This window comes from Streptacidiphilus neutrinimicus (assembly GCF_000787815.1).
Taxonomy (GTDB): Bacteria; Actinomycetota; Actinomycetes; order Streptomycetales; family Streptomycetaceae; genus Streptacidiphilus; species Streptacidiphilus neutrinimicus.
In genome coordinates this window covers 227,561-238,949 of record NZ_BBPO01000002.1, presented here as the reverse complement: position 1 = coordinate 238,949, position 11,389 = coordinate 227,561, and the positions used below count along the sequence as shown (strand labels likewise).

Annotated in this window: 10 protein-coding genes; 6 read left to right on the top strand and 4 right to left on the bottom strand. The window is 73.2% G+C overall.

All coding sequences use genetic code 11. The features are described from left to right. On the bottom strand, positions 1 to 198 hold a 198-nt coding region (locus TR48_RS42885), incomplete at its 3' end, for a hypothetical protein (RefSeq protein WP_042364121.1). 193 nt (positions 199 to 391) lie between these two features. Here TR48_RS42885 and TR48_RS02560 point away from each other — a divergent pair. Beyond that, positions 392 to 1,258 carry a Gfo/Idh/MocA family protein gene (locus TR48_RS02560; RefSeq protein ID WP_042364120.1) on the top strand — a complete coding sequence of 289 codons (867 nt, stop codon included), beginning with the start codon at positions 392 to 394 and terminating at the stop codon, positions 1,256 to 1,258. A 189-nt stretch (positions 1,259 to 1,447) separates the two neighbouring features. On the opposite strand, the gene TR48_RS02555 is transcribed toward TR48_RS02560, so the two are convergent. The 3 genes from TR48_RS02555 to TR48_RS02545 all read right to left on the bottom strand — a co-directional run bounded on the left by TR48_RS02555 (position 1,448) and on the right by TR48_RS02545 (position 4,773). Continuing rightward, positions 1,448 to 2,287, bottom strand: a complete 840-nt coding sequence (locus TR48_RS02555) for an amidase domain-containing protein (RefSeq protein WP_042364119.1) — start codon at positions 2,285 to 2,287, stop codon at positions 1,448 to 1,450. 270 nt (positions 2,288 to 2,557) lie between these two features. After that, on the bottom strand, positions 2,558 to 4,093 hold the full coding sequence (locus TR48_RS02550) for a glutamate synthase subunit beta (RefSeq protein ID WP_042364241.1): 1,536 nt from the start codon (positions 4,091 to 4,093) through the stop codon (positions 2,558 to 2,560). 119 nt (positions 4,094 to 4,212) lie between these two features. Beyond that, positions 4,213 to 4,773 carry a CGNR zinc finger domain-containing protein gene (locus TR48_RS02545; protein WP_052442347.1) on the bottom strand — a complete coding sequence of 187 codons (561 nt, stop codon included), beginning with the start codon at positions 4,771 to 4,773 and terminating at the stop codon, positions 4,213 to 4,215. Positions 4,774 to 5,417: 644 nt separating this feature from the next. On the opposite strand from TR48_RS02545, the gene TR48_RS38565 reads away from it, so the two are divergent. The 5 genes from TR48_RS38565 (at position 5,418) to TR48_RS02520 (ending at position 10,945) form a co-directional block, all read left to right on the top strand. Further along, positions 5,418 to 6,068 (top strand): ferric reductase-like transmembrane domain-containing protein, encoded by a 651-nt coding sequence (locus TR48_RS38565; protein ID WP_052442346.1) that lies wholly within the window; start codon positions 5,418 to 5,420, stop codon positions 6,066 to 6,068. Next, on the top strand, positions 6,065 to 7,753 hold the full coding sequence (locus TR48_RS02535; protein ID WP_052442345.1) for an FAD-dependent oxidoreductase: 1,689 nt from the start codon (positions 6,065 to 6,067) through the stop codon (positions 7,751 to 7,753). Before TR48_RS38565 ends, TR48_RS02535 begins: the two co-directional genes overlap by 4 nt. Then, complete coding sequence (locus TR48_RS02530) at positions 7,750 to 8,031, top strand: hypothetical protein (RefSeq protein ID WP_152627749.1); 282 nt, start codon at positions 7,750 to 7,752, stop codon at positions 8,029 to 8,031. Before TR48_RS02535 ends, TR48_RS02530 begins: the two co-directional genes overlap by 4 nt. 189 nt (positions 8,032 to 8,220) lie before the next feature. After that, positions 8,221 to 9,288 carry an alpha/beta hydrolase gene (locus TR48_RS02525; RefSeq protein WP_369405554.1) on the top strand — a complete coding sequence of 356 codons (1,068 nt, stop codon included), beginning with the start codon at positions 8,221 to 8,223 and terminating at the stop codon, positions 9,286 to 9,288. A gap of 97 nt (positions 9,289 to 9,385) precedes the next feature. Further along, positions 9,386 to 10,945, top strand: a complete 1,560-nt coding sequence (locus tag TR48_RS02520) for an MFS transporter (RefSeq protein WP_042364117.1) — start codon at positions 9,386 to 9,388, stop codon at positions 10,943 to 10,945. Positions 10,946 to 11,389: the final 444 nt, after the last annotated feature.

The following is an 11,389-nucleotide window of genomic DNA, read 5'->3' as shown; positions in this document are numbered from 1 at the left end:
GCCGAACGCCGGGTTGGCGATCTTCAGCACGGCGACGGCCGCGCCGTTCTCGCCGCGCACCAGGAAGTTCGCGTCCTGCTGACTGCCGAGCTCCTCGACCGGACCGTCGAGCCCCAGGCCCGCGGCGATCCGCCGCGCCTGCTCGGCGCCGACCTGCGGCGCGGGGAGCGCCTCATGGGCGAAGAAGTCGATGGGCATCTGCGTTCCCGACGGCTGGAGGGCGTGGACGACGTTCTCACCCTACAACCTGATCGCGCGATCAGCGAGCATCCGACAATTGATTCCGTCGCCATCACAATCGATTCGAGTGCAGGCAGTCAATGTGCCGTACGCCAGGCGCCCTGCCGAGACCCCGTTTCCGTCCGGGAGAACAGCGCTTAGGCTGCGACGCATGAGTGATCGTCTGACGGTGGGACTGGTCGGGGCCGGGCCGTGGGCCGGGATGGCGCACGCGCCGGCGCTGGCGGCCGGACCCGCGACGGAGCTGGCCGGGGTCTGGGCACGGCGCACGGAGGCGGCCGCGGAGCTCGGCGGGCGGTTCGGCGCGCCCGCGTTCGCGCGGCTGGAGGAGCTGTTCGACGCCTGCGAGGCGGTGGCGTTCTGCGTGCCGCCGGACGTGCAGGCCGAGTTGGCACTGCGCGCGGTCCGGGCCGGCAAGGCGGTGCTGCTGGAGAAGCCGCTCGCGATGGAACTGGAGGGCGCGCGGCGCCTCGCGGACGCCGTCGCCGAGGCGGGCGTCGTCTCGCAGATGGTGCTGACCGCCCGCTACACGGCCGCCACCCGGGAGTTCCTGACGCGGGCCCAGGCCGTGCGGCCGCTGGGCGGCGTCGGCGTCTTCACCGGCTCCCTCCAGGACGGCCCGTTCGCCACCCCGTGGCGGCTGGAGCGCGGCGCGCTGCTGGATCTCGGCCCGCACCTCGTGGACCTGCTGGACGCGGCGCTGGGCCGGGTCGTGGCGGTGCGCGCGCAGGGCGACCCGCTGGGCTGGGTGGCCCTCACCCTGGAGCACGAGAGCGGCGCGCTGAGCCAGGCGGGGATGACGGCGTTCGCCGGCGGCTCGCTGCCCGCGCCGCGCGTGGAGGTCTTCGGCGCGGACGGGCACGCACGGCTCGCCTGGCCGGAGGCACTGGAGGAGCCGTTCACACGGATGGTCGCGGAGTTCGCGCAGGCGGTCCGCACGGGCGCGGGCCACCCGCTCGACGCCCGCCACGGCCTGCGCCTCCAGGAACTGCTGGCACAGGCCGAGGCGCAGCTCTGACGCTCAGGCGGGCTTCACGGCACTCCGTGAAGTGACCCCGTGCCCCCGTGGCGCCCCGCGCTCGGACGGCCGGGGCGTCGGCTGCGGGCCCACGCACACCCCGCGTCACCTGGGGCCCCGCGGCCCGCCGGCCCGGCACGACGGGGTTCCGGCCCGGCGGTCCAGAACCCCGTCGCGTGCGGCCCGGACTCAGACCTGCGGGCCGGCCGGGTCGGTGACCAGCGCCCGAGGCGCGAGCGGCGCCTTCGTGGTGGGCGAGGTCTGGACGGGCGGGATCGGGCCGTGCAGCACCTCCTGCTCGAGCGCCCACGTCCACACCTCGGCCAGCGCGTTCGGCACGATCTGGACCAGGTGCGAGGGCGCGAAGTAGTGGTAGCCGTAGTCGAGGCGGGCGTGGTTGTGCCCGTCGACCAGCGGCTCGCTGGTGGCCGTGGCCGCGGTGGCGACCAGGCCGGTGTGGCTCTTGGTGTTGTCGGGCCCGGCGTAGGTCACCACGATGTCGCCGGGCTTGGCCAGCTCGGGGTGGTCGCCGAGGTCGACGCCGATGCCGCTGTCGTGCACGTAGTCGTAGAGGTTGTGGTACTGCGGCAGGTCGGAGATCAGCAGCAGGTCGTACACCTCGCCGTTCGGGGCGTGGTAGGTGAAGTAGTCGTCCTGCGGGGCGTCGGGGCTCAGGCCCGGGATCAGCCCGGCCGCCGCGAGCGAGCGGGCGACGAACTCGGCGCACTGGTAGTTCGGCTGGTCGGCGCCGCCCGCGACGGGCGTGCTGTCGTTCCACGCCGTCCAGTTCCAGTGCGCGTCGGCGTAGCGGACCTCGGCGGCGCGCATCAGCGCGTCGACGGGCGACTCGTCGGTCGACGCGTGCCCGTGCACGTGCCCGGACGCGTGGCCGGACGCGGGCGCGGTCCTCGGCGCGGCCGAGGCCGACGCGGCCAGTGCCGGGCCGACGGCCAGGGCGAGCGCGGCGACGAAGGCGGCCGCGCCGAGGCGGCGTCCGACGGGCAGCCGTCGGCCGGTGGTGTGGCTCATGGAAATCCCTTGCGCATGCGACGTCCCGCGCGGCGGGGAGGCGGCCGCGCACAGGCGGACGTCATTCGATCACATGCCCCCCACCCACTTGACCATCCGACCCACCCCGGGCGTTGCCTCGGGACGCGGGTTGACAGGTGTGAATCAGGTGAACAGACGGAGGGTCATGATCCGTATACCGCCGGACGGGCCCCTCCGCCCGACCGGCTGCTCACCTGACCGGCCGCCTGCCCGACCGGCCGCTCGCCGGCCCACTGGCCCGCAGCAGGCTCACAGCCCCATCGGCCGGTCCCGCGGCACGACCGGCACCGGCAGCGCCGAGACGCCGGTCGGGCTGAGGTAGGCGTCGACACAGGCCGCCGCGGCGCGGCCCTCGGCGACGGCCCAGACGACGAGCGACTGCCCGCGTCCCGCGTCGCCGGCGACGAAGACGCCGGGCCGTCCGCCCGCGTAGCGGGCGTCGCGCGCGAAGGCTCCCGTGGCGGTGGCCCGCAGGCCCAGCTGCTCGGCGAGACCGTGCTCCGGGTTCTCCGGCCCGCTGAAGCCAAGGGCCAGCAGCACCAGGTCGACCGGGATGGTCCGCTCCGTGCCCGGCAGCGGCCGCCTGGTGCCCGTCTCGGCGTCGGCCAGGCTGAGCGACCGCACCCGCCCCGCGGCGTCGCCCTGGAACCGGACGGTCGCGGCAGAGAACACCCGGACGTCACGCAGCGCGTCCTGCGGCGGCAGGCCGCTGCTGTCGCCCGCCAGGACCGCGCCGTCGCGGACGAGCTCCTGCCCCTCCTGGTGCGCGGGGCTCATCCGGTGGACCCGCGCGTGGACCGGCCAGGGCTCGTCGTCGGCGCGCTGGACGCCGGGCTGCGGCTTGATGTCGAGCTGGACGACGGAGGCGGCGCCCTGCCGCAGCGCGGTACCGAGGCAGTCCGCGCCGGTGTCCCCGCCGCCGATGATCACGACGTGGTGGCCCTCCGCGCTGATGGCGGGCCGGTCGTAGTCGCCCTCCTGCACCCGGTTGGCCTGCGTGAGGTACTCCATCGCCTGGTGGACTCCGGCCAACTCGCGTCCTGAAACCGGGAGTTCACGCGCAGCGGTGGCGCCGACCGCGACCACCACGGCGTCGTGCCGCCGCAGCAGCGTGCCCGCGTCCAGCTCGCCGCCCACGTCCATGCCGGTCCGGAAGACCGTTCCCTCGGCGGCCAGTTGGTCGAGCCGCCGGTTCAGGTAGTCCTTGTCCATCTTGAACTCGGGTATGCCGTACCGCAGCAGTCCGCCGACGCGGTCGTCGCGCTCGTAGACGACCACCGTGTGCCCGGCGCGGGTCAGTTGCTGTGCGCAGGCGAGCCCGGCGGGGCCCGAGCCGATGACGCCCACGCTCTTTCCCGAGAGCCGCTCCGGGACCTGCGGGCGCACCCAGTCCTCCTCCCAGGCGCGGCTCGCGATGGCGGCCTCGACAGCCTTGATCGTCACGGGCGCGTCATCGATCCCGAGGACGCAGCCGCTCTCGCAGGGCGCGGGACAGAGGAACCCGGTGAACTCGGGGAAGTTGTTCGTGGCGTGCAGCCGCTCCGCGGCCTCGCGCCAGTCGGCGCGCGCGACCAGCCCGTTCCATTCCGGGATGAGGTTCCCGAGCGGGCAGGCGTGGTGGCAGAACGGGATGCCGCAGTCCATGCACCGGCTCGCCTGGTCCTGGACGATCGGCAGCGACCGCCCCGGCGCGTGCACCTCGCGCCAGTCCCGCACCCGCTCCGGCACGGGCCGCAGCGGCCACTCCTGGCGCGGCGTGCGAAGAAAATCCCAGATGTCAGGGATGTGGCGTTCGTCCACAACTCAACGGTAGGACTCGCCCTCCGCGGTCGGCAAAAGGTCGGCCCCCTGCTCGCCGCCCGGGCTCGCGGAATCGGCTTGCCGCGCAGGCTCGCCGCCCGGCCTCACCGCCAGGGCCGGGTCCGGTGCGCGGCGACGCGCAGGCGGGTCCCGCAGCGGGTCGAGCGGTAGCGCTGCGGCGCGCGACGTCCGGCGTCGATGAAGTAGCGGGCGCAGCCGGGCGCCGCGCAGCGGCCCCAGGCGCAGCGGCCGCGCTCGCCGAGCCACAGCGCCAGGGCGAGGGCCGCCGTGGAGACCAGCCAGTGGATCAGCCCGGCGTCCTGCGGGGCACGGGCGTGGACCGGCCCGGCGTCCTGCGGGGTACGGGCGTCGACCGGCCCGGCGTCCTGCGGGGTACGGGCGTGGACCGCCCAGGGCCGGCGGGGCAGCCGGACCAGGCGGGGCCGGAACGGGTACCGGTCGAGCAGCGCGTTGACGGCGTCGGCGGCGTCGTCCACGTCGTCCAGGTCCAGAACGGCGGCGAGGAGCCCTGGCGGCCTCGCGCAGCTCCGGCACCGAGGCGTCCTCGAGGTGGAGAGCGGCGCGCCGTGCCGGTCCACCACGGCCTGCAGCGCGGCCGCGGTCAGCTCCTCCTCACCCCGGAAGGTGTTGACGAGCTCGGCCACGCTCTTTGCCCAAGGCTACCGCCCAGTGCCGTCCGGGCACTCGCCTGCCCCACGTGCGCCTCGCCGACGGCGCCTCCAGCCTCGACCTCGTCGGCCCCGGCTTCACCCTCCTGACCGCCCACGAGAGCCCGGCCCGGCGGCGCCTGGCCGAGTCTGCGCGGCGGTCCGGCACCCCCGTGACGCCGCGATCTCCGGACGCGACTGCCGACCCGGCGGGGTGGAACCGCCTGACCGCCCGGGACGGCGGCACGGACGCGGTGCTGGTCCGCCCGACGGACACGTCGCCTGGTGCGGCACAGCGCCGGCGACAGGCCTTCAGGACGTGCTTCTTCGCATTGTCGCCCGTTGACCGAATGTCTCACCTGGATGCCGCCCCACGACCGGACAACCGCGCAATGCGACTAATCGTCAGCAAGGCTTCGGCCACACCGCGATGATTCACGGCCAATTCTCACGGTAACCGTCGGTGCACATTTCGTTCCTCTTCGCGGGCATTTCACAGTTGGTCGACCGGGCTCCGCTACTTGGTGTAACGTCTGCCGCCAAGCGCAGCTTCGTGGGGCGAATTCCCGGTCCCGCGTGCGCATTTGCAATTCCAGGGGCCGTCCGGCCCTGTTCAGCCCGCCCGAAAAGGGGTCCTGAACATGATCACGAACGCTTCGTCGTCCGGCACGCCGGCTCCGATACCCGGCTCGCCGCTCGACGCGTACAACCACGGCATCGCGTACGACATGGGCGTGCACCAGATCGCCCGGCTCTTCGCGCTGATCGCGTATACCCTCATGATCGCCACGCTCCTGCTGGGGGTGATCCTCCGTCTGCGGCTGCTCGAACGGTACGTCAACCGCCCCACCATCTACGGGGCCCACATGTCCCTCGGCCTGAGCGCACTCATCTTCGGCGCCCTGCACGGGCTGACCTTCATGTACCAGCCGATCTGGCACATCGGGACGGTGCAGTTGCTCATCCCCTTCGCCGGTGGGGTGCAGCGGATGCCGGTCGGCTTCGGCATCCTCGGCACCGAACTCGCCATCGCGGTCGGCTGCTCGGTGTGGCTTCAGCGACGGGTCGGCTACCAGCGGTGGCTGAGATTCCATCAGCTGGCCTACGCCTCTTTCGCGCTGATCTGGCTGCACATCTTCCTGGTGCACCCCGAGCCGCGGCATCTGAACCTCGTGGCGGTCGGCATCGCGATCGGCGCGGGCGTGTGCCTGCTGGCCTTCCTGTTCCGGGCGCTGCCCTCGCGGTCGCGACTGCGCGGGCGCGCCTTCCGCTCCAACGGCGGTGAGGCATGACCGGTCCCCTGGTGACGCATCCCTCCGGGCAGCCGTACCCGCAGTACCCGGTCCGGCCGACCCAGCTGCCGGCGCACCCGGCCCAGACGTCCGGCCAGGCGCCGCTCCCCGCACCTGTCCACGCTCCGGCCCAGACGCCGGTCCGCGGGGACGCCTTCGGCTCGGCCGAGCCGGTGCTGGTGCCGGAGCGGCGGCCGGTCCGGGTCAGCGTCGACAACAACCGCTGCCACATCTACGGCATCTGCCAGCAGGAGGCGCCGGAGGTCTTCCGCATCTCCAACGAGGGATCCCTCCACTACACCGGCAACGTCCGCGCCGAGTTCGCCGCCAAGACGCGTCAGGCGGCCCGGTGCTGCCCGATGCAGGCGATCCGGGTCCAGGGCGGCGGCCCCACCGCCGGCCGCCGGCCCGCCCCGCCGCTGCGCAGCGGCACGGGCATGCGCGAGCGTCGCAAGCGCATCGTCGTCGCCGGAGGCGGTCTCGCCGGCGTCAGCGCGGCCGCTCGCCTGCGGGACCGCGGCTTCGGCGGCGAACTCGTGATCGTCGGGGAGGAGCGGCACCTGCCCTACAGCCGCCCTCCGCTGTCCAAGCAGTACCTCGCGGGCGAGCTGCCGGGCGACGAGCTGACGTTCCGGACGGACGAGGCGCTCGACGCGCACTGGCTGCTGGACACGCCGATGACCGGCCTCGACCTGGCGCACAGTGCGGTGCTCCTGCGCGGCGGCGAGCGGCTGCCCTTCGACGGGCTCGTCCTCGCCACCGGGGTGGACGCCAAACGCCTGCCCGAGGCGCCGGTCTTCAGCGACCGGGTGCGAACCATCCGGACGATCGAGGACGCCGCCGCCGTCCGCGCCGCCCTGCACGAGGCCCGCGCCCACCGCGTCGTGATCCTCGGCGGCGGCTTCGTCGGCTGTGAACTCGCCTGCACCGCACGGGAACACGGCATGGACGTGACCCTCGTGGTGCACAGCGCGCCGCTGCTGCGCCGGGTGCTCGGCGCCAAGGTCGGCGAGGTGGTCGGCTCGATCCAGCGCCGCGCCGGCGTCGACGTGCGGGTGAACACGCAGATCACGGATTGGCAGGATCATGGCGACACGCTACGGTTGCGGCTGGACGACGGTTCGCAACTCGACTGCGACTTCGTGGTCCTGGGGCTCGGGAGCGAGCCGCGGACCGAATGGCTACGCGACAGCGGCCTGGAGGTCTCGGACGGGGTGCTCTGCGGTCCCACCTCCCACGTGGTGGACCGGTGGGGACGACTGCTGCCGCACGTGGTGGCGGCGGGCGACGTGGCCCGCTGGCCCAACGTGCGCTTCGACGAGGTCCCACGCCGGGTCGAACACCTCATCCACGCCGTGGAGATGGGCCAGCACGCGGCCGACGCGCTGCTGCGCGGCCCGGCCCGGACCGACCGGTTCACCCCGGTCCCGAGGTTCTGGTCGGAACAGCACGGCACCCGGATCCAGGCCGTCGGCAGCCCCGCCCTCGGCTCCGAGGTGGAGATCGTGGAGGGCTCCCTGCGCTCCGAACGCTTCATCGCCCGCTACATCCGCCCCACCGCCTACGGACCTCAGGTGGTCGGGGTCGTGGCCTTCGACATGCCGGTGGAGCTGCTGGCCTACCGGGACCAGATCGGCCACAACCGCCCGCGCCCGCGTGCGGTCCGCTCCAGGAGGCGCCGTTGATCCCCCGGTCCGAAAGCCCCGGCCCTTCCGGTCGCCGACGTCGCGGCGGCCGGCCCGTCAGCGCCGGGGACCTGATGCGCTCGGCGCTGGCCCTGCCCGCGCGGGCGGGCCTGCGCTGGCTGGTGATCCTGGTCGTGATGGTCGCGGCCATGAGCGCCTACGGCCGGGTCCTGACCACGGCGCCCCCCATGCCGCCCAGCCAGGCCCCGACCCACACGGCGACCCCGGGCAACGCGGCGACCCCGACCAACGGCACGGTCACCTCCATGATCCGCTGAGCCGGCGGCGGACCGGACTCCCGCGCGCCGCGGGTCGCGCCAGCCGCCCGCGGCGCGTCCGCGCGCTCGCGCGCAGGACCCCGGGAGCGGCCCCATCTATGCTGATTTCGTCCGGTTTCAGCTGGATGATCCTTTCCATGCGGTGAACTGCGCAGCTCCGCGCTGCCGGGCAGCGCGGGAGGTGCGTGGGTGTTGAGCCTGACCGGCACGGCTCTGCTGTGGCTGCTGGTGGTCTTCGTCGTGGTGTCCGTGGCGGGCGCCGTGGTGCTGTGGAACCGGGTGCGCGGCCACCGTCTGCTGCGGCTGCTCCAGCGGGTGCTGCTGATCCTCCTGTGCCAGGTCACGGCAATTGCGCTGGTCGCCGCGTGGATCAACAACAGCTACGGGCTCTACACCTCCTGGGCGGACCTGTTCGGCAACGAGAGCGGCGCCACGGTGGCGATGCCGGGACCGCCCGCCGGGCGGGCGGTGTTCGCCCAGGCGAGCGACGGCACCCTGGAGACCTACGTCCACGGCGAGAAGTCCCACCTGTCCGGACAGGTGCTGGTGTGGACCCCGCCGCAGTACGACCAGCCGGCCTACCAGCACACGGCCTTCCCCGTGATCATGCTGCTGCATGGCGTTCCCGGATCGCCCAATTCCTGGACCGAGGACGGCGGCATGCCCACCGCGCTCGCGCGGATGATGGACGAGGGCACGGTCCGGCCCTCGATCGTGGTGATCCCGGTCATCGATCCGGGCGGCGTCGACACCACCTGCAGCGACGTCCCCGGCCACGCGAACGCCACCTGGCTCGCCGACGACGTGCCCACCCTCGTGCGGGCCCACTTCCGGGTCCTGCCCAACCCGCAGGGCTGGGGGCTGGCGGGCCTGTCCACGGGCGGCCTGTGCGCGGCGAAGCTGCCCATGCAGTACCCGCGCGTCTTCACCGCCGGGGCGGCCATGGACCCCGACCCGTTCACCGGCGACGCCTCCGCCCTGCCCGACCCGACCACACGCCTGCACAACAGCCCGCTGTGGCTCGCGGGCCAGAAGCCCGACGTGTCGCTGCTGCTGGCCACCAGCGCCCAGGACCCGATCAGCCCGGTCGGCAACCTGGTCGCCCTGCAGGACGTGATCCAGCCCCCGACCACCGTCGCGCCGCTGCTGATCCTCGCCCAGGGCGGCCACAACTGGGGAACCTGGCAGCGCATGTACCCCGCCGTCTTCCCCTGGCTGAGCCTGCACCTCGCCGTCCCCGCCCCCGCACGGCGCTGACCTCCGCCGTCTGCCGCTCCCGACGCGACACGGGCCGCGAGGCGGACAAGGCTTGGAGCTGTGCCCGCGAGGCGCGCCACGCCGGAGGGTGATCCGCATGGACAAGAAGTGGTGGACGCTGATCGCCGTGTGCGTCGGCACGTTCATGCTGCTCCTGGACGTCACGATCGTCGTGGTCGCGCTGCCGGACATCCAGCGGGCGCTGCACGCGACCTTCAGTGACGTGCAGTGGGTGGTCGACGCCTACGCCCTCGCTCTCGCCTCGTTCCTGCTGACCTCCGGCGTGCTGGCCGACCGCTACGGCCGCCGGCTGCTGTTCCTGATCGGGCTGGTGATCTTCACCGCCGGGTCGCTGCTGTGCGGTCTGGCGCAGACCTCACTGATGCTGATCCTGTCCCGCGCGGGCCAGGGCCTCGGCGGCGCGATCATGTTCGCCACCTCGCTGGCCCTGCTGGGCCACAGCTTCCGCGGCCGCGACCGCGGCATCGCGTTCGGGGTGTGGGGGGCGATCACGGGCGTGGCCGTGTCGCTGGGGCCGATCCTCGGCGGCGTGATCACCACCGGCATCAGCTGGCGGGGCATCTTCCTGGTCAACGTGCCGATCGGCATCGCCGCGCTGGCCGTCACCCGGTGGCGGGTGGAGGAGTCGCGCGCGGCGCATCCCGGCAGGCTGGACCTGGCGGGCTTCGCGCTGCTGACCCTGGGGCTGGTCGGCCTGATCTACGGGCTGATCCGGGCCGGCGAGGTCGGCTGGAGCGACACCGGAGCCATCGTCTCGCTGGTGCTGGGCGGGCTGCTGCTGGTGGGCTTCGTCCTGGTCGAGCACACCGTCACCGACCCGATGTTCGACCTGCGCCTGTTCCGCAAACCGACCTTTGTGGGCGGCCTGGTGGCCGCCTTCGCGATGAACGGCTCGCTCTTTGCGATGCTGCTCTACCTCGTCCTGTACCTGCAGGACATCCTGGGCTACTCGGCGCTGGACACCGGGGTGCGGCTGCTGGTCTCCAGCGGGTCGCTGCTGGTGGCCGCCACCGTGGCGGGCAGGCTGAGCGAACGGGTGTCGGCGCGGTGGCTGATCGGACCGGGTCTGCTCGCCGTCGGGGCGGGCCTGCTGATGATGACCGGGCTCAACGCGCAGAGCTCGTGGACGCACCTGGTCCCCGGCTTCATCGTGTCCGGTATCGGCGCGGGGTTCGTCAACCCCCCGCTGGCCTCCACGGCCATCGGCGTGGTCGAACCGGAGCGGGCGGGCATGGCCTCGGGCATCAACTCCACCTTCCGCCAGATCGGCCTGGCCACCAGCATCGCCGCGCTCGGCTCGATCTTCAGCACCTCGCTGCACAACCGGCTCACCCAGGGGCTGACGGGCACACCGCTGGCGGCCCACTCGGGCCAGATTCTGAACGCCGTGCGCCAAGGCCAGGTCAGCAGCCAGGTCGGCGCAGGCGGGGCCGCGCTCCCGCCCTCACCGCGCTCCCAGCTCGAGACGCTGATCCGGTCGAGCTTCACGGGGGCGCTCAACACGCTGCTGGTGGTGACCGGCGTGCTGGGCCTGGTCGGCGGCGTCGCCTCGATGCTGCTCATCCGCGACAAGGACTTCATCGTCCGGCAGCCGGCGGAGAGCGCGACGACGACCGTCCGCGACCCCCCGGCGTGAGCGCGGCGTGGCCCCCGCTTCGCCCCGGAACGACAATCGGGCCGGGCAGGGCCGAACGGGTCCGCCCGTGTCACCGGTTCGGCTGATCTCCGCCGCGCGGGCGGGCATGTCGGCCCATGCGGGGTCCGTCTCTCGCTAGCGTGCCAACACCCGGCAGACCGCCGCGGTTTGCGGAACATCACCGACACCGGCAGGCGGGCCATCCCCACGTGGGCGCGAGGAGACCCGTGCACGCTCAACCCACCGCCGCTGTCGAAGACGCAGCGACCCGCGAGACCAGGCCCGTCAAGGCGGGCGAGATGATCCTCAAGTGGATGACGACCACTGACCACAAGACCATCGGCACGCTCTACATCGTCACCTCGTTCGCGTTCTTCCTGGTCGGCGGCCTCATGGCGCTGCTGATCCGCACTCAGCTGATCCAGCCGAACAACGACGTGCTGT

Bases quoted from the DNA above. Each gene is read 5' to 3' on its own strand.
- TR48_RS02560 (WP_042364120.1), top strand. From the start codon at position 392: ATGAGTGATCGTCTGACGGTGGGACTGGTCGGGGCCGGGCCGTGGGCC.
- TR48_RS02555 (WP_042364119.1), bottom strand. From the start codon at position 2,287: ATGAGCCACACCACCGGCCGACGGCTGCCCGTCGGACGCCGCCTCGGC.
- TR48_RS38565 (WP_052442346.1), top strand. From the start codon at position 5,418: ATGATCACGAACGCTTCGTCGTCCGGCACGCCGGCTCCGATACCCGGC.
- TR48_RS02535 (WP_052442345.1), top strand. From the start codon at position 6,065: ATGACCGGTCCCCTGGTGACGCATCCCTCCGGGCAGCCGTACCCGCAG.
- TR48_RS02520 (WP_042364117.1), top strand. From the start codon at position 9,386: ATGGACAAGAAGTGGTGGACGCTGATCGCCGTGTGCGTCGGCACGTTC.